19 protein-coding genes are annotated in these 22,405 nt (G+C 35.3%); 12 read left to right on the plus strand and 7 right to left on the minus strand.

Going from position 1 to position 22,405, the window contains the following annotated elements; genetic code table 11:
* Positions 1-235: 235 nt before the first annotated feature.
* The 4 genes from KHA98_RS09700 to KHA98_RS09715 all read left to right on the plus strand — a co-directional run bounded on the left by KHA98_RS09700 (position 236) and on the right by KHA98_RS09715 (position 6,682).
* Positions 236-1,420 carry a glycoside hydrolase family 88 protein gene (locus tag KHA98_RS09700; protein ID WP_213257633.1) on the plus strand — a complete coding sequence of 395 codons (1,185 nt, stop codon included), beginning with the start codon at positions 236-238 and terminating at the stop codon, positions 1,418-1,420.
* Positions 1,421-1,529: 109 nt separating this feature from the next.
* Positions 1,530-3,950: a glycoside hydrolase family 2 protein gene (locus tag KHA98_RS09705; RefSeq protein ID WP_213257634.1), complete on the plus strand. Its 2,421-nt coding sequence runs from the start codon at positions 1,530-1,532 to the stop codon at positions 3,948-3,950.
* A gap of 262 nt (positions 3,951-4,212) precedes the next feature.
* Entirely contained in the window at positions 4,213-6,021 is a 1,809-nt protein-coding gene (locus KHA98_RS09710) for a glycoside hydrolase family 2 protein (protein WP_213257636.1), read from the plus strand.
* Positions 6,022-6,118: 97 nt separating this feature from the next.
* Positions 6,119-6,682: a DUF2911 domain-containing protein gene (locus tag KHA98_RS09715; RefSeq protein ID WP_213257638.1), complete on the plus strand. Its 564-nt coding sequence runs from the start codon at positions 6,119-6,121 to the stop codon at positions 6,680-6,682.
* 220 nt (positions 6,683-6,902) lie between these two features.
* Here KHA98_RS09715 and KHA98_RS09720 read toward each other — a convergent pair whose 3' ends face one another.
* Genes KHA98_RS09720 through KHA98_RS09730 form a run of 3 tightly spaced genes read right to left on the minus strand, consistent with a single transcriptional unit; the run spans position 6,903 to position 10,730 of the window.
* Positions 6,903-9,107, minus strand: a complete 2,205-nt coding sequence (locus KHA98_RS09720) for a xanthine dehydrogenase family protein molybdopterin-binding subunit (RefSeq protein WP_213257640.1) — start codon at positions 9,105-9,107, stop codon at positions 6,903-6,905.
* 7 nt (positions 9,108-9,114) lie between these two features.
* The gene (locus tag KHA98_RS09725; protein WP_213257642.1) at positions 9,115-10,095 is read right to left on the minus strand and encodes an FAD binding domain-containing protein; all 981 of its coding nucleotides are present in this window, start codon (positions 10,093-10,095) and stop codon (positions 9,115-9,117) included.
* A complete protein-coding gene (locus KHA98_RS09730) occupies positions 10,092-10,730 on the minus strand; it encodes a 2Fe-2S iron-sulfur cluster-binding protein (RefSeq protein WP_213257644.1) in 639 nt (212 codons plus the stop codon). The genes KHA98_RS09725 and KHA98_RS09730 overlap by 4 nt, the downstream gene beginning before the upstream one ends.
* A 562-nt stretch (positions 10,731-11,292) precedes the next feature.
* Here KHA98_RS09730 and KHA98_RS09735 point away from each other — a divergent pair.
* Entirely contained in the window at positions 11,293-12,429 is a 1,137-nt protein-coding gene (locus tag KHA98_RS09735) for a cysteine desulfurase family protein (protein WP_213257646.1), read from the plus strand.
* A 189-nt stretch (positions 12,430-12,618) separates the two neighbouring features.
* Here KHA98_RS09735 and KHA98_RS09740 read toward each other — a convergent pair whose 3' ends face one another.
* From KHA98_RS09740 to KHA98_RS09750, 3 genes are all read right to left on the minus strand, one after another.
* A complete protein-coding gene (locus KHA98_RS09740) occupies positions 12,619-13,221 on the minus strand; it encodes a nucleotidyltransferase family protein (protein WP_213257648.1) in 603 nt (200 codons plus the stop codon).
* Positions 13,199-14,335 carry an XdhC family protein gene (locus tag KHA98_RS09745; protein ID WP_213257650.1) on the minus strand — a complete coding sequence of 379 codons (1,137 nt, stop codon included), beginning with the start codon at positions 14,333-14,335 and terminating at the stop codon, positions 13,199-13,201. The genes KHA98_RS09740 and KHA98_RS09745 overlap by 23 nt, the downstream gene beginning before the upstream one ends.
* A 145-nt stretch (positions 14,336-14,480) precedes the next feature.
* Positions 14,481-14,954: a copper resistance protein NlpE gene (locus tag KHA98_RS09750; protein WP_213257652.1), complete on the minus strand. Its 474-nt coding sequence runs from the start codon at positions 14,952-14,954 to the stop codon at positions 14,481-14,483.
* Positions 14,955-15,145: 191 nt separating this feature from the next.
* Between KHA98_RS09750 and KHA98_RS09755 the strand changes: the two genes are divergently transcribed.
* From KHA98_RS09755 to KHA98_RS09785, 7 genes are all read left to right on the plus strand, one after another.
* Positions 15,146-15,478 carry a YegP family protein gene (locus KHA98_RS09755; protein ID WP_213257654.1) on the plus strand — a complete coding sequence of 111 codons (333 nt, stop codon included), beginning with the start codon at positions 15,146-15,148 and terminating at the stop codon, positions 15,476-15,478.
* A gap of 167 nt (positions 15,479-15,645) precedes the next feature.
* Positions 15,646-16,116, plus strand: coding sequence for a hypothetical protein (locus KHA98_RS09760; RefSeq protein ID WP_213257656.1), 471 nt, complete (start codon positions 15,646-15,648; stop codon positions 16,114-16,116).
* A 192-nt stretch (positions 16,117-16,308) separates the two neighbouring features.
* Positions 16,309-16,887 (plus strand): Crp/Fnr family transcriptional regulator, encoded by a 579-nt coding sequence (locus KHA98_RS09765; RefSeq protein ID WP_213257658.1) that lies wholly within the window; start codon positions 16,309-16,311, stop codon positions 16,885-16,887.
* Between the two features lie 86 nt (positions 16,888-16,973).
* Complete coding sequence (locus KHA98_RS09770) at positions 16,974-17,444, plus strand: YybH family protein (protein ID WP_213257659.1); 471 nt, start codon at positions 16,974-16,976, stop codon at positions 17,442-17,444.
* 77 nt (positions 17,445-17,521) lie between these two features.
* On the plus strand, positions 17,522-18,556 hold the full coding sequence (locus KHA98_RS09775; protein WP_213257660.1) for a saccharopine dehydrogenase NADP-binding domain-containing protein: 1,035 nt from the start codon (positions 17,522-17,524) through the stop codon (positions 18,554-18,556).
* 33 nt (positions 18,557-18,589) lie between these two features.
* Positions 18,590-19,363 (plus strand): isocitrate lyase/PEP mutase family protein, encoded by a 774-nt coding sequence (locus KHA98_RS09780; protein WP_213257661.1) that lies wholly within the window; start codon positions 18,590-18,592, stop codon positions 19,361-19,363.
* 92 nt (positions 19,364-19,455) lie between these two features.
* Positions 19,456-20,190: a hypothetical protein gene (locus KHA98_RS09785; RefSeq protein WP_213257662.1), complete on the plus strand. Its 735-nt coding sequence runs from the start codon at positions 19,456-19,458 to the stop codon at positions 20,188-20,190.
* Positions 20,191-20,355: 165 nt separating this feature from the next.
* On the opposite strand, the gene KHA98_RS09790 is transcribed toward KHA98_RS09785, so the two are convergent.
* The gene (locus tag KHA98_RS09790; RefSeq protein WP_246522264.1) at positions 20,356-22,398 is read right to left on the minus strand and encodes a hypothetical protein; all 2,043 of its coding nucleotides are present in this window, start codon (positions 22,396-22,398) and stop codon (positions 20,356-20,358) included.
* Positions 22,399-22,405 lie beyond the last annotated feature (7 nt).

Here is a 22,405-nt window from a genome sequence, read left to right on the forward strand (position 1 = left end):
ATAACGCAGATTTATTTTTTCCACAGATTTGGCAGATCTAATTACAATCAATATGTATTAGATAAAAAAATCCCCAAAATCTGCAAAATCTGCGAGAGAATATTTTTTTTTAACGCATTTCAAAATTAATCTGTTTGAATCTGCTAAAATCTTTTTAAATCTGCGTGAAATAAAAAAATCCGCAGAAACCAGCGTCATCCGCGTTCCAAAAAATCACGATTACAAAATATTTACTATGAATAAAGTTAGTTTCATTTGTTTAATTCTTGGGTTTGCATCGCTGACAACAGCATGCAAATCCGGAATTAATCCTCAACCAAAAACAACCTCAGCAACAGAAAAACTGGAAACGCGCTACAAAATGCTACTCGATTATCCAATCGATTCAATGTCGATCCCGAGAAGTATGAATACCAAAACACTGGAAATTCGCAAAGTGCCTTCAAGAGACTGGACAAGCGGTTTCTTTGCCGGAAATCTTTGGCAATTGTACCGACTTACAGGCGATTCTAAATACAAAGAACAAGCAGAAAAATGGACGCCTTTTAGTAAAAAGGAAAGTGTCAATAATAATTCGCATGACGTAGGTTTTAAAGTGTTTTGCAGTTTTGGAGAAGCGCTGAAAGTGGAAAACAAGAAAGAGTACGAAGCGGTAATTGTTAAAGGCGCAGAAACTTTATGCACGAGATTTAATCCAAAAGTAGGTTCAATTCGTTCTTGGGATTTCAATAAAGAAATTTGGGATTTCCCTGTAATCATTGACAATATGATGAATCTGGAATTGCTGTTTGAAGCATCCAAAATATCTGGAAATCCAAAATACCGCAATGTTGCCATTCAGCATGCCAACACCACTTTAAAAAACCAATTTAGAGCAGACAATTCCTGTTATCACGTTATCGATTATAACCCAACTACGGGTGAAGTTCGAAAGAAAACCACGCTTCAGGGTTACAATGATGATTCGGTTTGGGCGCGCGGTCAGGCTTGGGCAGTTTACGGATTTACGATGTCATACCGATATACAAAAGATCCAGCCTATTTAAAACAAGCGGAAGGAACAGCAAAGTTTTTTATGACGAATAAAAACTTACCAGAAGACGGAATTCCATATTGGGATTTTAAAGATCCTAACATTCCTAATGCTCCTCGCGATGTTTCTGCCGCAATGGTAATGGCTTCAGGATTATACGAATTGTATACTTATACCCAAAATAAAAGTTATTTGGCTTTCGCCGATAAACTAATGGCTTCGGTGCAAACAGATCAATATATTTTGGATACAAAAATTAAGGCACCTTTTCTATTTGATCACAGCACAGGAAACTGGCCAAAACACGATGAAATTGACGAACCAATAATTTATGCCGATTATTATTTTTTGGAAGCGTTGTTGAGAAAAAATAACTTAAGGTACTGAGGTGCTAAGGTACTAAGGGACTAAGCCACAAAGATTTCCAGCATCGCAACCTCAGTATCTTAGTCCCTCAGAACCTCACTTTCAGAACCTCAGAAACTAAAAATATCTTATGAAGAACTCATTATATCAAAATAATATCTTTTCAAGTATTGCGCTTTTTGTTTTGTTTCAAATTTGCCTGGGCAGCAGTTTTGCTCAGACAAAGACGAACATTAATGACAATTGGCTTTACCTAGAAAATCATACTTTAAACCTCAACGAAGCACAAAAAGCTTCAAATTGGGTTTCGTTAAACTTACCACATACGTGGAATGCCGAAGATGCTACGGACTTAATGCCAGGTTACCGACGTGATGCCAGCTGGTATCAAAAGCAACTGAATATTCCGCAAATCGATAAAAATCGCCTTTATTCTTTATATTTTGAAGGTTCAAATGTAACGACCAAAGTTTATGTAAATGGCAAAGAAGCCGGATCGCACATTGGCGGCTATATCGGTTTTTCTATAGATATTACGAACTTAATTAAAGAAGGAAACAATGCTATTTTTGTTCGCGTGGATAATAGTTATGATATCGAAATTATTCCGTCTCAAAAAAGCGATTTCTTTATTTATGGCGGGATCACGCGCGATGTCTGGCTAGTTTCAAAACACAAAAATCATATAGAGAATATTAAAATTACAACTCCTGAAGTTTCTGCTAAAAAAGCTTCGGTACAGATCGTTTCCTCTATTGTAAATCCGGATAATTCAAAAGATTTATCGTTAACGGTTACTTTAAAAACTCCGAAAGGAAAAAAAGCAGCTAGTAAAACAATTTCAGTTTCGGATAAAACTTCGACTATCACTTTCGAAAACATCAAAAACCCGGAACTTTGGGATACCGAAAAACCTAATTTATATCAACTGACAGCTACTTTATCAGAAAAAAATCAAATTAAAGACAGCATTTCAGAGAAAGTAGGTTTCAGATGGTTTGAATTTAAAGATCACGGTCCTTTTTACCTTAATGGGAAACGTTTGCTGATTCGCGGAACGCATCGTCACGAAGAACAAGCCGGAGTTGGTGCTGCCATGAGTAACGCACAGCATTGGGCAGACATGAAATCGATAAAAGAGATGGGCGCAAACTTTGTTCGTTTGGCGCATTATCCACAAGATCCAGAAGTTTACAAAGCTTGCGACGAATTGGGTTTATTGGTTTGGGACGAATTGCCTTGGTGCCGTGGCGGAATTGGAAATGAGGTTTGGAAGACCAATACCAAAAATATGCTGCCGGAAATCATCAACCAAAATTACAATCATCCGAGTATAATTATTTGGTCTTTAGGAAACGAAATGAACTGGCTTCCTGATTTTCCTGACGGAGATAATGCTGAAAAAACAAATGCATTTTTAGCCGAATTGAATGATATCGCACATAAACTCGATCCAACGCGAAAAACAGCGATCAGAAAATATTATGAAGGTTCACATATTGTAGATGTTTTCTCGCCTTCGATTTGGTCGGGCTGGTATTCTGGAAGCTACAAAAGCTATCAAAAAGCAATTGATGTTTACAAGAAAGAATACAAACATTTTATTCATGCCGAGTATGGCGGAGACAGTCATGTTGGCCGTCACAGCGAAAACCCAGTTACGGGAGAAAATGTTATAAAAGCCGAAGGCTGGGAAGAAGCAATTGTACAAACGAAAGTCGCGAATATTGCACAAATTGGTGACTGGAGCGAAAATTATATAGTTGATTTGTTTGACTGGCATTTGCATATATCCGAGAATGACCCAACGTTTGTGGGAAATATTCAATGGGCATTTAAGGATTTTGCAACGCCATTACGTCCAGAAGATGATATTCCGTACATGAATCAAAAAGGACTTACTGATAGAAACGGAATTCCAAAAGATGCTTATTATGTTTTTAAAAGTTATTGGGCAAAAGTACCTTTTACCTACATCGAATCGCACACGTGGACAGAACGTCAAGGGCCTGAAAACACGCCAAGAACTATCAGTGTTTTTAGTAATTGCGATAAAGTCACTTTATCTCATAACGGAAAATCATTGGGAGAAAAACAGCGAAATCTTTCTCTATATCCCGCAAATGGTTTAACTTGGGATGTCAATTTTGCAAAAGGTGAAAATATTTTAATTGCCATTGGAAAAACAAAAGACGGTAAAACAGTTTCGGATACTATAAAAGTAAATTATCGCTTTAATAAAAATGACACGGCGGTTTCTTTACAATTATCATCAGAGAAATTGAAAAATGGAAATTACTTGGTAACCGCAATTGCTATTGACAATAATAATTTACGCTGCTTGGATTATGAAGCGAGTGTTTATTTTCAATGTTTAAAAGGTGGAAAAACATTAAAAAATCAAGGAACTCCAACCGGAAGCGAATCGATAAGAATGGCAAACGGAAAAGCTTCTATCGAAGTGATTCCTGACGGTTCTAATACTCCAATCGAAATGACAGCATTGAATCAAAGTTTTAAAGGGGAATATTTGAGGATTTCTGTTGAGTAAACAAGGTTCTAAGTTGCTGAGGGGCTAAGTTTTTTTGTTTCACGCAGATTTTGCAGATTGAGCGGATTTATTTTTGATACAGTTTGTCATCCTGACGAAGGAAGGATCGCACTCGCATATCGACAAAGATTGGCGAAATCCTGTACGGAGCTTCTAGTGTAATTCCTCGTTCCTCGGAATGACAAAAAAACGCGAGAAAAAATAAAAAACTTCGTGCCTTAGCGCCTTCGTGGCAAAACACAAACAAATACAAAAAAAAAAAATGAAAAAAATATTAACTACATTACTCCTAACCTGTTCCATTTTGGGATTTGCGCAAGGTCTAATCTCCAATGTCCCAAACCGAAACACCACTTCGCTAAATGGAGTTTGGAATTATATTATTGATCCCTATCAAACTGGGTTTTACAGTTTTCACTTAGATCAATACGATAAAAGTGAAAAACCAGCAAAAGGAGCGTTTTTTACTAATTATCATGCTCAAAACAAACAAGAATTGGTAGAATATGATTTTGATAAATCACCAACAATCAATATCCCAGGCGATTGGAATTCTCAAGTCCCTGAACTGAAATATTACGAAGGAAATGTTTGGTTTAAAAAGTCTTTCGATTATAATTTAAAAGCCAAGAAACGTCTGTTTTTATATTTGGGAGCGATTAATTACAAAGCTGATGTTTATTTGAATGGAAAAAAACTAGGAACGCACGAAGGCGGTTTTACGCCGTTCAATTATGAAGTGACTACAATCATTCAATCAAAAGGAAATTATCTGGTTATAAAAGTCGATAATACACGTCATAAAGAAGATGTTCCGACTGTAAATACCGATTGGTGGAATTACGGCGGAATAACGCGCGATGTGACTTTAATTGAAGAAGAAGTTTCGTTTGTAGAAGATTATACTATTCAGTTAAAAAAGGGAAATGCAAATGTTATTGCTGGTTTTATCAAAATCAATAATTTAGAGGCTGCACAGAATAATGTTTCAATTTCGATTCCAGAATTAAAAATCAATTTCAAAGGAAAAGCAGATGCACAGGGAATTTTAAACTTCGAAATTCCTGCTAAAAAATTATCGTATTGGTCACCTGAAAATCCGAAATTGTATGACGTTTTAATTGACTTTAACGGACAAAAATTGAAAGATCAAATTGGTTTTAGAACTATTGAAACCAAAGAAGATAAAATTCTACTGAACGGAAAACCGATCTTTTTACGCGGTATTTCTATTCACGAAGAAAATGCCAAAGGCGGACGCGCCAATTCTCCCGAAGATGCATTACGATTGCTAAATTGGGCAAAAGAATTAGGCTGTAATTATGTTCGTTTGGCGCATTATCCGCATAACGAGAATATCATTCGCGAAGCGGATAAAATGGGATTGATGGTTTGGGAAGAAATTCCGGTTTACTGGACTGTGGAATTTACCAATAAAAATACATATCAAAATGCACAAGAGCAATTAACGGCTGCAGTAACCAGAGATAAAAACAGAGCGAGTATCATTATTTGGTCTATGGCAAACGAAACTCCAATTTCTGATGCGAGAAATACTTTTATCAAAGATTTGGTGGCTCATACCAAAACATTAGACACTACCCGATTAATCAGTGCGGCTTTATTAACGCGTCACGCAGACGGCGTTGGAATGATTGATGATGAAATTGGAAAATCGCTGGATATTATCGCTTTTAATCAATATTTAGGCTGGTATGGCGGTAATCTAGAAGATGCAGAAAAAAGCTTCTGGAAAACGCCTTATAACAAACCCGTAATTGTTTCTGAATTTGGAGGTGATGCTAAAGCAGGATTTCACGGAGAGAAAAACGAGCGCTGGACAGAAGAATATCAAGAATACTTATACATTCAGAATTTAAAAATGATCGAAAAGATTCCGCATCTAAGTGGATTAAGTCCTTGGATTCTGGTTGATTTCAGGTCTCCGAAAAGATTGTTACCAGGAATTCAAGACGGATACAATCGTAAAGGTTTAATTTCGAATGATGGCGAAAAGAAAAAAGCGTTTTACATTATGCAGAATTGGTATGCTAAAAAGAAAAACGAATAAGACCATTATCAATTCATTAACAAAAAACAAACTGTATTTATATGATTTTTCTTCATTATTAACTTACTTTTGTAGTTATTCTAAAAATTGTAATCCTATGAAAAAAATTTATTTATTGGCAGTTACATTGTTTGCTGCTTTTACAGTTCAGGCGCAAGATGTGGTAAAATTTGCTCCGCTTGATGCAAGTCCGGTTGATATTTCTTATTTCCCAAACAAAGCAGTTAAATTCAAAAAAACAGATAATCCAAATCCTGTTGTAAAAGTAATTTACGCAAGACCTTCTGTAAAAGGAAGAACTATTTTTGGTGATATCGTAAAATATGGTGAAGTTTGGAGAGTTGGTGCTAACGAAAATACCGAAATCAAATTCTACAAAGAAGTAACTATTGGCGGTAAAAAAATTCCTGCTGGATACTACAGTTTATTTGCTATTCCTGAAAAAGACAAATGGACAATCATTATCAATAAAGAAATTGATTTATGGGGATCTTATGCATATGACGAAAGTAAAGATGTCGTAAGAGTTTCAGTTCCAGTTAAATCTGTAGGCGAAACTATTGAAGCTTTATCTATTGCTTTTACAACTCAGGGTAATATCGCTAATTTAGTTATTGGTTGGGATAAAACAACGGTTGAATTGCCTATTACAATTAAATAACAAATTGAATATTTCGAAACAAAAGAGACACTGCAAAATATCTGTTTTTCTTTTGAACTTATAAATATAGATTTTCAGAATATAGCCCAAGGTTTCAACCTTGGGAGACATGCAGAATCACATGGAAAAATTCTGATTGCGTTCCCAAGGTTGAAACCTTGGGCTATGTTCAAAACTGAATTAAAAAAAGACATTTTTCAATGTCTTTTTTTTTTTTTTGCTAAACCTTAACTGTTTCTATAATCTTATCCAATGTAATAGGTAAATCTCTAACACGTTTTCCTGTGGCATTAAAAACAGCATTTGCAATGGCAGGCGCCATTCCGACTAAAGCCGTTTCTCCCAAACCTTTTGTTCCCATCGGGTTACTAATTGGATCTTTTTTATTTACGAAAAATACTTCCTGTTTTTCAATATCGGCATTTACAGGAACATGATAATCGGCAAAGTTATTATTAATCGGACGTCCGAAACGATGATCAATTTCTAACGCTTCCATTAATCCCATTCCGATACCGCCAACAGCTCCACCAAACATTTGTCCGGCAGACGTTTTCTGATTGATTACAGTTCCAATATCGGCGCAGGAAACTACATGTGCCAATCTGATTTTACCCAAATTTGGATTTACTAATACTTTTACGAAGTGAACTGAAAAAGAGTAAATTGAGTATTTCTTTGCATCTTCTGCAGCTTTGGATAAATTTTCAACTTCAAAATCTTCTATTTTATTAGTACTCAAAAGTGAATCCAGCGTAACCGATTTTGATTTGTCTTTTTTAGAAGAAACTATACCATTTTCAAAAGTCAAATCTGTAATAGCGATTCCTTTTAAAGCAGGGGTTTTACTTCCTAATTCAATTATTTTATTCAACAATAAATTACAGGCATCATGCACGGCAGAACCCACAGATGAAGTTGTTGCAGATCCTCCTTGCGTCGGGCCTTTTGGCAATCCGCTTTTTCCCATTTCGATAATAACATTTTCTGCAGGCAAACCTGTTATTTCCGCTCCAATAGCTGTCATCATCGTTGCCGTTCCTGGTCCCATATCGTTTACACTGCATTGAAGAACCAGATTTCCATCTGGCAAAAATTTAGCTTTTACCGAAGTTGGACTTCTGTAACAACCAAAAGTTCCTGTTCCCATTCCGTAACCAACCAGCCAGTTTCCTTCTTTTACAGAACCAGGTTCGTTTTTACGATTTTTCCAGCCAATGCGTTCCATTCCCGCTTCGTAACATTCTAAAAGAAATTTACTGCTCCATGGTTTATTTTGTTCCAGATCTTTTTCGGCATAATTGCGTTTTCTAAATTCGATCGGATCTAGATTTAATTTATAAGCCAATTCATCCATTGCAGATTCTAAGGCAAAAGAACCAGTTGCTTCACCCGGACCACGCATCCAGATTGGTGTACAAGTATCCAGAGGCACAATTCGATAACGTGTAGAAACATTCGAGCAATCGTAAATAAATCGTGACATGTTTACGGTTCCTTCCATGAAATCTTCATAGCTCGAAGTCATGGCAACTGCTTCATGTGTTAGACCAGTCAGTTTTCCATCTTTCGTAGCGCCCAATCCCATTTTTTGAATGGTGTATGGTCTAAAACCAACATTGGTAAACATTTGTTCGCGATGTAAAACCAGTTTAACCGGACGATTTAATTTTTTCGCACCAATTAAAGCGGCGATTTCGTACGGCCAAGTATGCAATCCCATTCCGAAAGCTCCTCCAAGATATTCTGAGTGTACCTCAACATCTTCAACAGGAACTCCGAAAACTCCGGCAACACTTCTTCTTGTTCCTTCTACACCCTGACTTTTTGTATATAAAATTGGTTTATTTCCATCCCATTTTGCAATAATATTTGCCAGCTCCATTGGGTTATGAACCTCTGTAGGAATTGTATATTCTGCTTCTAAAATAACCTCTGCTTTTTTATATCCGTCCTGTTCTCCACGATGGTAATCGTTTCCTTTATCGGTTTCAACTTTTTTCTCTTTATCCGCAGCTTTTTTTAGTTCAGTAGAATGTTCTTCTTTTAAATAATCGGCTTTAATTAAACTTGCAGCATATTGCATACGCTCAAACGAATCTGCAATTACAAGTGCAATTGGCTGATCGTAATACAATATCGAATCATCTTTAAAAATCTGAAGCGGCTGACCAAAATTATGTTTGTCTTTTGCTTTTTCATAACCTGAAGGCTTATCTACGTTTAAATGCGTTATTACCGCCAAAACTCCCGGTGCCCATTCTGCTTTTTTGGTATCAATGGTTTTGATTCTACCTTTTGCAATTGTGCTTCCTACCAAACAGGCGTAAACAACACCAGCCGTTTTATATTCGGCAGAATAAGTAGCTGAACCCGTTACTTTAGCAAATCCGTCAACTCTGTTTATATTACTTGTCTTGCTCATAATCTACTTATTTTGATGCTGCTATTGTAAGTGCTTCGGTTACTGCATTTGCTCCAAGCGTTAGTTTAAAATCATTATCTCCATATCCTTTTGCGCCTTTCATAGACAAATCTCCTGCTTTTTTAAATGTTTCCTCAGAAACGGTTTTTCCTTTCAGGAATTTCTCTGTTTCGGTCAATCTCCACGGTTTATGTGCCACACCGCCCATTGCCAGTCTTACATCATTTATCGTATTATTTTTTATATCCAGAGCCACTGCAACAGATACCAATGCAAAAGCATAACTTGTTCTGTCACGAACTTTTAGATAATGGACATTTTTAGTGAAATTATTATCGGGAATTTCAACTGAAGTAATCAATTCTCGCTCATCCAATTTATTGTCTTTTTCAGGCGTATTTCCTGGAAGGCGATGAAAATCAGTGAAATCAATTTCTCTTTTTCCTTTTGGACCTTCAACCAAGACTTTCGCATCAAGCGCAGCCAAAGCCACACACATATCACTCGGATGAACGGCAATGCAACTGTCTGAAGTACCAAAAATAGCGGCCATTCGATTTGAACCTCCAATAGCTCCGCAACCGCTTTTTGGAACACGTTTATTGCAAGGCATATCAGTATTATAAAAATAAGAGCAGCGTGTTCTTTGCAACATATTACCTCCAACCGTTGCCATGTGCCTTATTTGCTGAGATGCTCCGGCTGCTAAAGCCAAAGCCAGCAAAGGATATTTCTCTTTTATAGATGCGTCTTCGGCAACCTGACTATTTTTTGCCAATGCGCCTATCGAAACTTTTCCTTTTAAAAATTCAATTTTACTTAAATCCAATCCGTTGATGTCAACCAGTTTATCGGGAGCCACAATGTTTTTCTTCATTAAATCAACCAGATTCGTACCTCCGGCAATAAACATGGAAGAATTGTCTTTTGCATTTCCGGTAACTGCTGACGAAGCGGACAGGACTTTTATTATTTGAAAGTTTTTCATAGCTCCTTTCCTCCTTCCTTCACTTCTGTTATAGCGTCTACAATATTATGATAAGCACCACAACGGCAAATATTCCCGCTCATATATTCGCTTATTTCTTCTCTACTATTGGCGTGACCTTCTTTGATGCAGGCAATTCCCGACATGATTTGTCCTGGAGTGCAATAACCACATTGAAAACCATCATTTTTAATAAAAGCTTCCTGCATTGGGTGCAGTTTTTTGCCTTTCGAAAGTCCTTCTATAGTCGTTACTTGTGCATTTTGTTGCATCGATGCCAGAGTAAGACAGGACAAAATTCTGGTTCCGTTTACATGAACTGTACATGCACCACATTGTCCGTGGTCGCAACCTTTTTTAGTTCCTGTAAGCTGTAATTGTTCGCGAAGTAAATCAAGCAAAGTAGTTCTTGGTTCGATATTCAGATTGTGTTTTTTGCCATTTACTTCAATAGAAAGCGGAACGGTTTCTAAATACTCCGCTATTTTTTCATCCCATTTCTTATCTGAAGCCATTACCAATGAGGGAGGCGTCAGGGCAAGTGCGGTAAAAAGTCCTGATTTCTTTATAAAATCACGTCGGGAATTCGAATCCTCTGGCGTTATTTTATTCTGATTTGTTTTTTTAGAAGCCATTCAGTCTATTTGTTAAATTAGCAAATTTGCTTTTGTCATTCTAACAAATTTAGCGATCTTAAATAACAAAAAGTTATAAAATTCAAACATTACTCTTATTTAGAATAATTACAATTTTGTTTCTGTTTAACCACAAAGGCTCGATGGTTTCGCAAAGCTTTTTATTATTTTTCTCTCGCAGATTTCGCAGATAATGCAGATTTTGAATACTATGAAAAAATTTGTGCAAATTCTTTATGATAGAAATAAATAAAAAATCTGTTTAGATCTGCAATCCCGATAGCTATCGGGAGCGAGAAACAAAAATCATATGCCTTTTACCCAAAAGACCATAATTTCTATTTTTATTAAATCACAAAAGACACGAAGCCCTTATAAAAGAAAATTTCGCAAAGTCGCAGAGTCGCAAAGTTTTTTAAACCATATAAGTAATATAAGTTTTTTTAAGTTTTCTCTTAATTGAACTTATATTACTTATATGGTTATTTTTTGCATTAAACTTTACGGCTTCGCGACTTTGCGAGATTATAAAAGTGTATTTTTACACTATTAAGCCCAAATTATGTCACAGCAAGAAATCATTTATCTTGATAATAACGCTACAACTCGTGTTGACGATCGTGTTTTGGATGCCATGCTTCCGTACTTTACTGAACTGTATGCTAATTCAACGAGTTCTCATATTGCAGGATTAACAGTGAATGAAGCTATTGAAAATGCTGCGTGGCAAACTGCTAATTTGATCAATGCCGATGCCGAAGAAATCATCTTCACTTCAGGGGCAACTGAAGCAATAAATTTGGCGATTAAAGGTCTGGCTGATCAGGAACGAAAACATATTATAACGATTCAAACGGAACATAAAGCGGTACTTGAAACTTGTCGTTTTATGGAAACTATTGGCTTTGAAATTACGTACTTACCAACTAGTTCTGATGGAATTTTAGATATTAAACTTTTAGAAGAAATAATTACCGATAAAACACTGGTTTTCATTATAATGTTTTCTAATAACGAAACAGGTGTCATGCAAAATATGAGCACAATTTCATCTGTTTTAAAAAGCAAAAATATTCTTTTTTTATGTGATGCGACTCAGGCTGCAGGGAAAATTCCGATTGACGTTAAAAATTTAGGAATTGATTTTCTGGCATTATCTGCACATAAATTTTATGGCCCAAAAGGTGTTGGAGCTTTATATATTTCGGCGAAAGCCAAAACAAAACTGATTCCTCAGATTCTTGGAGGAAGTCAACAGAGAAAATTACGCAGCGGTACATTAAATACAACCGGAATAATTGGTTTAAGTAAAGCATCTGAAATAGCTGTAAATGAATTAGAAACTGATAAAAAAAGAATTGAAATATTACGAAATAAACTAGAGAATGGTTTATTACAATTTAAAGGTTCTTTTGTGAATGGAAATATTGAAAACCGAATTTATAATACTTCTAATATTTGTTTTCCGGGTGTAAATTCTGAACAACTAATTCTGGCTTTAAGAAATATTTCGGTTTCAAACGGAGCTTCTTGTTCCGCAGTCACTTCTCAACCTTCGCATGTTTTAAAAGCGATGGGATTATCTGATGAAGACGCTTTGAGTTCAATTCGTTTTAGTTTAGGACGTTTTACTACTTCTGAGGAAATTGATATTACTATTGAGCGGGTTTTGGAGTTGGCAAGACAATTGCGTGCTTAATATTTTTTCACCGTAAAAGAGTTAAAACAGTACTGTTTTAAGTCAAGCTTTGTCATTTCGAGGAACGAGAAATCGCACGCGGGATTCCGCAAAGAGAATCGCCAATCTTTGTCGAGTTACTAGTGCGATTTCTCGTTCCTCGAAATGACAAAAATGCCTTTACCACTCTGACACTTTGAAGTTTTTAATTCAAGAAATCAACTTACTATAATCCTCTTCTGTATCAATATCAACATTTCCTTTTTCGAAAGGAACGGAAACAACATCTTCAGAATGTATTTTAAGTAGCTTTTTTGCTCCTTCCTTCCCTTTTAATTCCAGAAGTTCTTTGAAGTATTTTTGTCGAAACAAAACTGGAGTTCCGAGTGTTTTTGCATACGCCGAGGTTACAATTCCTTTTTCTGTTTTTATTTCTTCGTTAATCAAGTTTTCAAAAACTAAACTGGATATAAATGGCTGATCACACACCGTTAAAATGCATTGTTCACAATTGGAATTTAAAAGTAATAATTCCTGAATTCCTTTTACAATTGAAGAAGACATTCCGTTTTCCCATTCAGAATTAAAAATAAACCGCACCCCTTCTGAATTTGCCTCTTTTTCAATCAATTCGTTATTTGCGCCCGTTACAACGATTACTGTCGAATTTTCTACTTTTAAAGCTTCAAGAATTGTGTTTTTTAAAAGCGTTGTTTCTTTATATTCTAATAATTGCTTTGACCTGCCTAATCTCGAAGAATTACCTGCAGCAAGGATAATAATAGCTGTTTTATTCTGAAATTTTTTCTCCATAATAGATTTCACTATGAATTTTACCTGCTTTGTATTTTAAGGAAGTTCCTAATCTGTTTGTCGCAAAAGCTTTAATTTCGGATACAATTGACAATGCAATTTCTTCTGAAGTTTCGGCACCAATATCTAACCCTACCGGGCTGTAAATTCTTTTAAGCTGCTCATCATTGACGGTAATTCCTTCAAGTTGAAGATCGTCAAGCATTCGGTTTAATTTTGATCTCGGCCCAAGAATTCCGATATACTGACAATCTGTTTCTAATAATGATTTTAAAACTGCCAGATCATATTTGTAGTTGTGTGTCATTAAAAGAAAATAAGTCTGATCGTCAATTGAAATAGTATCTAAAAAATATTCCGGTTTTAGTGTCAGAACCTGATTTGCTTTTGGAAAGCGTTTTGAAGTGGCATGTGTTGCACGTCCTTCTGCAACCGTAATTTTCCATCCTAATAATGCTGCCATTTTTACCAAGGGCTGCACATCATTTCCTGCTCCGGCTATTACAAGCGAAATAGGTGGTTTTATATATTCGATTAATGCTTCATTATTGTTTTCTTCCTGGAGTTTTTTAACAATCGTACTTTTATTTTTTAGTACTTCTTTTACTTCCGAAATCAAATTCAGAGCATCGTTATTATGATGTAATACAGGACTGTCCTTTCTAAAAAAAAGCGCTGTTCCTATTTGAATTGCTGCTCTTTTTAATGAAAAAATAGTCACGATTACAGCTTCTTTTCTTTCTGCTTCTAATTGTTTTAAAAGCTGAATTGGATTATTCGGCTTTTGATCGTCAATATATTCAAACAAAATATGCACTACTCCATTACAGCCCAATTGCAACCCAACTTCGGCATCATCTTCATTACTGGTATTATAGGTAACTATTTTATTTTGTTTTTGATGTATAGCCAAAAGCGCTTTTCGCAACGCATCACCTTCCAGACAGCCTCCACTTATAGCTCCCGTAAGTATGCCATCTTCTGTAACCAGCATACGTGCGCCTGGCTGCCTGTACGAAGAACCTTCAACTTTGACAACGGTTGCCAAAGCTGTTTTTTTTTCTTCCGATTTTGCTTGTGAATAGGCTTTAAGAATTTCGTTGATTTCTTTCATAGATCATTATTCATCAATAAATAGGTACTGATGATTCTTTAACTGCCTAAAAATAAAAAATATTATAAACTTAAATGAATTTACTGCATTTAAGTTTATAATATTCTTCTTTACTCTGTTTGAGTTAAGCTATTTCGGGAATTCTTTATTCGTTTAATTCTAAAAAGTAATTAAGCTTAGATTTGATTACTTTTTTATGGCTATCAAGCATAAAAAGTTTTTCAGGATTTTTGCTGTAATAACCATAATAAACCTGCTCACTTTCTGGTTTGTCCCAATTCAAAATATAAATTGTGCCATCTATATCTTTTTCTAAACCTCGTTCTGTATTGAAATTTCCTTTTTGTGTAAATTGCTTCTCTGATTTTTTTCCGGAATAAATACTGGATAATTCAAATTTATTGGTTTTTGAATCAATTTTTAAAACCGTTTCAATACCACTGCAATCTGCACAGGGCAACGTTCCTTCAAAAATAGAAACAGCAGTTATTGTGTCATCTTCTACTTCGGTACTAATTGTATCTGTCGCAATAATTTCATTATTTTCTTCTTGTTTATTTTTTGAATTACAAGAAACCAGCAGCGTAATGACAGCCAGTAGTATCAATATCTTTTTCATAATTTCTTTTTTTTTATAAATGTATAAATATTTTCTTACTTAATGTAATTAGCTTTAATTTTTTAATTTGAATAGGTAACATTTAACAATCGCTAAACAATTATTTTTTCTTACAATATTAATTGTATTATGAAGTTTTGTATTTTTATAATTAGCAAAGCAAAATATTATCTAATTTTAAAATAAACTAAATGGGAAAATTTGTAATTACTAAAAGAACCAACGGAGAATTTCAATTCAATTTAAAAGCCGGAAATGGTCAAACGATTTTAACCAGCGAAGGCTATACAACAAAAGCTGCCTGCAACAACGGAATCGAATCTGTAAAAACGAATTCACAGGATGATAATCGTTACGACAGAAAAGAGTCGAGCAATGGTAAACCTTATTTTAATCTGAAAGCCAGTAACGGACAGATTATTGGTTCAAGCGAAATGTACGAAAGTGTTGCTGCCAGAGAAAATGGAATCGAATCTGTGAAGAAAAACGCTCCTGATGGTACTGTAGACGATCAAACGGCATAAGCAAAAGATCAAAATATTAAAAAAGCTGTTTCTAAATGTATAGAAGCAGCTTTTTTTTATACCAAATTTTGACTATACATAGCTGAAATAAAAATAATTGCGATTTTTTTTGTATTTTTCAAGGAAGGATAACCCCGAATAGCCGGCTCACTATAAACTTGTTTTTTATGAAAAGTAAAACATATCTAATGGCAATACTACTTGCTCTGACAAGCTGCAAAAGTGACAACAATATTGAAAACATTTTTCTGAATAATGCTGATGAATACTGGAAATATTACACCACAAATTCTAATAGTTCTACTTATTTTCAGTTCAACGAAGATCATCTCAGCCACCGATTTGAGATTGATAATAAAAACCATTTTCATGAAAATAAAGGAGAAGGTGATATTGTTGAAGTTCCTCAAAAATGGTCTGTAACCGAAGATAGCATTATGTCCTGGGGAAATCTCACTTATGATATTGTCAGCTTCAATAAAAAGGTCATTGTATTAAATTATCTTAGTGAGGAAAAACCTTTTACAGGATTTATTTTCCTGATAAAGACCAACGAAAATGAGATCATGAGAGGCCCTGGTTTTTTTGAACAAAAAAGAATTAAAGATCTTGAAAAATATAATTTTAAAAACGATTAAATCTAACTTGTTGAGCGGAATTAGATTAATTAATTTCACTAAACCGAGGATTAAACCACTGATTTAAAACAATATTACATTTGTCCAATCCGAAAAACAAACTTACTTTAGTGATTATTTTTTTTTCAATACAAATACCAGTTAATTCATCCGAAAAATCCGAAAAACATTCAATATATAAATTATAAAAAATTGAACCCAACCACTGAATTTCAAGCATTTTATAAGCATATTTCAAAATTCTCTCCTGTTACAGAAAAGGAATTTGAAAACATTTTATTTTACTTCTCAGAAGTCACTTTCAAAAAGGGCGATACTCTGGTAAAACCGGGAGAAAAAGTACAACATACCTACTGGGTTATCAAGGGTTTGATTGTCTCTAATTATATAGACAATGCCGGAAAAGAGCACATTATTCAATTTGCTAACGAAGGTTGCTGGATCACAGATCAGCAGGCTTTTTACAACCAATCGACCGCTATTTTTGATCTTGTTTGTCTGGAGCCCACAACTGCGATTTCAATTTCGTTTGAGAATAGAGAAAAATTATGTGCAGCCATCCCGAAGATGGAGCATTTTTTTCGAAAAAAAGCCAACGACAGTTTCATCAAACAGCAAAAAAGACTCCTCACCTATATGTCTAATGACGCCACTGAACGGTTTAATCTTTTACTGAAAGAATATCCGGATTTGATTCAGCGGATTTCAAAAAAGAAATTAGCTTCTTATTTGGGCGTATCCAGAGAAACATTAAGTCGTTTGAAAAATTAAATGGCACTCGAAAATTAGTGATTTACGTCACTCGTTCTTATTGTACATAAACTGAAATTTGTCCTGTAACAATAACAAATTCAACCATGTACAACAAATTAATTATCTCAGTACTTATTCTTGCACTTTTATCATCCTGCAAGGATCAAAAAAAAGAATTTCAGCATACAGCATTCGAAGATGCAAAAAAAGCAATCGCAGCAAGTAATGCCATTTATTTTGAATCATTTGTAAAAAACGATTCTTCTATTTTTATTAATCGATATTCAAAAGATGCCTGCATTATGGCTCCCAACTCTGTACAAATGTGTGGTCCGGAAGCTGCCGCAAAGTTCTTCAGAGTCGCTTATGACAACTATGGCATGCGAAATGGCAAATTTATTACCACAGCTGTATACGGCGATGCTAAAGAATTTGTAACAGAAGAGGGTTTATGGCAGTCTTTTAATGCAAAAGGTGAACTGTTTGATGATGGTAAGTTTTTGGTTCTTTGGAAAAAAACTCCTGAAGGCTGGAAAATGTTCCGCGATTCTTTTAGCAGTAACCGGAAATTATAAAAATTAAAGCAGTATCAATCATCATTAATTTCAAGGTTAAATAAAGTAAAACACTAACAAAAAATTAAAATTATTTTATGGAAAATAAAATTGTAATATATGGCGCTTATGGCCACACCGGAAAATTTTTAGTTGCGCAACTTTACCAACAAGGCTATAAACCTATTCTGAGCGGACGCGATGCTGAAAAGCTAATTGCCTTTGGTAAAGTGTATCCGGATTTAATCACAAAAGTGGCAGATATAAATAAACCGCAGACTTTGGACGCTGCTTTTGCCGATGCCGAAATAATTGTAAACTGTGCGGGTCCTTTTCTTGATACTGCCGAACCAATTATTAAATCGGCAATACGACTTGAAAAACATTATCTTGATGTTAGTGCAGAACAAAAAGCGGTCCTGGACATTTTTGAACAGTTTTCTGAACAGGCAAAACTGGCGAATGTTGCTATAATTCCTGCCGCTGCTTTTTATGGCGGTTTGGGCGATTTGTTAAGTACAACGCTTACCAAAGACTGGGATAAAGTGGATGAAATATCCAGTTATATTGGTCTGGATTCCTGGCATCCAACGAAAGGAACTCGATTGACGGGCGAAAGAAATCATTACCAAAGGTTCAGTTTTGCCAATCATAGTTTGCAGCCTGTTCGCGAAGTACAGTCTAAAAGCTGGGATTTTCCCGGTCCAATTTTTACGAAAGACGTAATTACGGTTCCGCTTTCTGAAATAATTACAATTTCAAGACACATCAACGTTCATACCATCAATACGTATTTGAGTCAGAATTCGATAACCGATATCCGAAATAGTGAAACTCCGGAACCGAAAGCTGTCGATTCGAAAAACAGATCTTCTCAGGTTTTCTGTATGGAAGTTATAGCGGTGAAAGGCAACAAAAGAAGAACGATCTCGGCACAGGGAATTGATATTTATGCCGTAACCGCTCCTCTGATTGTTGAAGCTGTAAAAAGAATTCTGAACGGTGAAGTAATCAAAAAAGGCGTTACCACTTTGGGAGAAGCTTTTGATGCGACTGATTTTTTACATTCTCTGGATGTAGATGATATTGTTGTTTCTGAAATCAAAGAGACTGAAATTAGCAGTCTAAACTAAAACAGAAAATCCCCTATTAGAAAATAAAACTATATGAAAAATCATTTTCAAAAATTGAAAGAACTACACGAACAATCCGAACCTTTACTTATTGGTAATGTGTGGAATGCACAGAGTGCAAAAACACTGGAAAAATTGAATTTTAAAGCACTCGGAACTTCAAGTTATGCCATTGCCGAAACACTTGGTTATGCTGATGGCGAAGAAATGAGTTTTGCGGAATATTTATTTGTTATAAAACGTATTGCGGCAACTGTAACTGTACCTCTTTCTGTTGATCTGGAAGCGGGCTACGGAAATACTGCTTCTGAAATTGTTGCCAACATTAAAGAACTACATAAAATTGGTATTTCCGGAATTAATATTGAAGATTCTGTGGTTGAAAACGGCATAAGAACAATTGTAGATGCGACCATTTTTTCAGAAAAAATCAAAGCGGTAACTGAAGCACTTTCTAAAGAAAATATTGAAATTTTTATCAATCTGCGTTCTGATGTTTTTCTGCTGAATATGCCGGATAGTCTTACTGAAGCAAAAAGAAGAATCAGCCTTTATGAAACAACAGGCGTTCATGGGTTATTTTTTCCGTGCATTACAAAAACAGAAGACATCGCTGAAATTACAAAAGCTACCGCACTTCCTGTCAATGTAATGTGCATGCCGGATTTACCGGATTTTAAAACTTTACAAAATGCAGGTGTTAAACGAATTAGTATGGGGAATTTTCTCAACAGCAAAATATATCAGTATCTGGAATCGGAAGTAGCAACTGTTCTGAAAAACCAGAATTTCAGCAGTGTATTTTAAAAAGAAAGCAACTATTAAAAATATACTTTTTTTGATATTTTTATATTAATTAATATAAAAATATACAATTAAGAAAAAACAGATTTTTATAAATGGATAAAAAATTAGAAAAGAAAATCAACTTTTTGACCGGTTACGCAATTATCAGCACGCTTGTTTTTGGTGTTGTATTATTAAGTTCTTTTGTAAAAGAAGACAGAAAAGAAACATTTGATGAAGTTACAGTAAAGAAAATTAACCTTGTGGGGGAAGACGGAAGTCTAAGAATGGTTTTAAGTAATGAAACCAGACAACATTCAGGGAGAATGAATGGTAAAGATTATCCTAAAAGAGATCGTCCGGCGGGAATGATTTTCTTTAATAATGAAGGTGACGAATGTGGCGGTCTGGTCTTTGCGGGTAAAACTAAAGAAAACAGAATAAGCTCCGGAATGTCTTTTACTATGGATAATTATCATGATGATCAGGTCATTCAGATATTGAATAGTGAAGATTATGATAACGGAAAAAACAGTATTCAAAGGGGTTTAATTATAAATGAATATCCGATTGGTTCTAATATTGATACCCGAAATGCTAAATTTAAAGAACTCGAAAAAATTGAAGATGAGAAAATCAGGACACAAAAAATCGAGGAACTTAGAACTAAAGAGGGTTCAAAAAGACGTCTTTTTATAGGAAGAAACAAGGCTAATAATTCCGGAATGTTCTTGTACGATGCTGATGGAAATGCGAGAATGAAAATTTATGTAGATGAAAAAGGTGATCCAAAAATTGAAACTATTGATAAAAACGGAAATTTGAAAAACTTTCTGGAAGCTAAATAAGAAAAGGAGGAGCAATTGCTCCTCCTTTTTTTTTGTAATAACAATTCGTTGGTTTAATTACTTTATTGCATAGAATCCTGTTTTGGTTTATAAAAAGCGCCCTTTATTTAGTGTACACAAATCCTGATTGAAACGAAGTGTGCAGCATTAAATCTTTTTAACTTATTAAAGTTTGATATTTACAGTCTCTCCGTCTTTGATGACTTTATTTATCAATACCTTTTTACCATCTGTTATCGTTATTTTAAGTTTACTTCCTGCTCTTTCTACCGTTATATCAAAATCTTTTTCGAAAGCATGAATCTGGCGCAATTTCATCACTGGCCAGGATTTAGGAAGTCTTGGTGTGAAATCGAAACTGTGCAAACCTGTCGGACGAATTCCGAATAATCCTTCTGTGAAAATTCTGCAATACAAACCGCTTTCTGCTGAAAGGTGACGCTGATCGCCTTCCGGATAAGCTTCAACAGGATACGGAACGTGATCGCCCAATAAACGTCGATTAGAATAATAGTGTAAAAAATCCACAGCTTTGTCTGTTTCTCCCGCTGCCAAAACACCTCTAAGCGCATATAAAGTCGAGCGATCCCAGAATATTTTGTCGCCTGCAACACTGGCAAGACCGTCTTTTGTCCATAATCTAGGCGAAAACAAAGCATCTATAGTTCCTGCTTTTCGATCGTAAATTCCCATTGTAAGCGGTGTACAGATCCAGGCTCTTAAAACATCATTTTCTTTGTAATATTTATAGGTTTCGAAACCTTCTACTTTTGCACCAAAGTATTTTTCTATAGCTGTTTTTAATTTTTCAGCTTCAGTCTTATAAGTTTTAAGTTGTGCACTATTTTTCCCTAAAGCTTTGCCTAAATAAACAGCCGAATTAAGGGCATCATAATATAATGAAGAAGTATTAAGATTGGCTTTTCCGGCAGGAAGACGTCCTTCGAGTTCATCAGAATCTGAAGTTACAATGCCATCTGCGTTTAATTTTCTATGGCAATACTCCAGACACCATTCGATTAGTGGCCATAATTGTTTTGCTTCTTCTGCATTTCCTCTCGAAAGAGCATAACGAGCTGCTCCATAAGCAATCATTGCGCCATCGCCACGATCGCCAGCTCCGTCCCAAATATCAGTTCCTTCGGCAACAATTGAACTCGGAATAGGTTTATACTCTTTGTTCATGAATTTCGCGAACTGAAGATAGGCGTTTAAAGAAGCTTCATTTCCATATTGATATCCCAAATACGGAAAGAAAGGTCCAATATATTCTGCCTGATCATTGGCCCAAATTGCCGCATAATACGATTCTCCTCCGGGACCATGCATAGGCCCGCCTTTGGTTTCAAAAATACTTTCGGAGGCTCTGATTTTGGCAAAAGCAAATTCGGTATTTAAAACCTGATCCGGAGTTTCTAAAATCAGTTTATCCCAGATTTCATGGATTAACTGAATACGTTTGTTTTTTTCTTCTTCAATATTTGCAACCGGAGCAGATTCGTTTGCTTTTACGCCGGAATAAAAAACAGAGAATGTTCGGCTCTGATTGGGCTGCAGGTTAAAACTTCCTGAATTAGAAAGATCAACATGCAAATCATAACTGCCTTCTGTTCCTTTTGCTGCATCTGTGGTATATATTGCATTTGATTTCGGAATCTCAATTATACAACTTTTATCTGCAGTGTTTTTGATCGTGTAAATTTCGCAATAGCCTGCCAAAGTTGTTGATGGAAAAAATTGTCGGGTTAATTCTAAAGTATTTCCGGCGGTACTCTTTACCAACAAGGTTCCGTTGAGCTTTAGTGAAGTTACTTTTTCTGATGCAATTGGTTTGTAATTTACCGTTACCAAATCAAAGGCATCTTGTGCAAATCTGCGTGTTAAACTCGCATGTGTGTTGTTGGGAATTGTTCTAAGCATGGGCCATACAAGGCTACGGGTTGCATGAAAAGAACCATCGGCTGCAACGCCATATCTTAGAACGCAAGAGATTCTTTTGCCGCTCATCTCGATATGATCGTCATGCGGAATACTATTATTTATTTGCCAGGAAATAGAACCATCCTGATCCATTTGCCAACGACGATCTTCCTGAGAAAATGCTTTAGTGCTCAGCAAACAAAAAGCGACAGCTACAAATAGAAAATACTTTTGTTTTTTTCTAAAGGATCTCTTCATTACTTTTAAAATTAAATTAATTGTATCCATTGTATTA

The organism is Flavobacterium branchiicola, assembly GCF_018383905.1.
GTDB classification, from domain to species: Bacteria; Bacteroidota; Bacteroidia; order Flavobacteriales; family Flavobacteriaceae; genus Flavobacterium; species Flavobacterium branchiicola.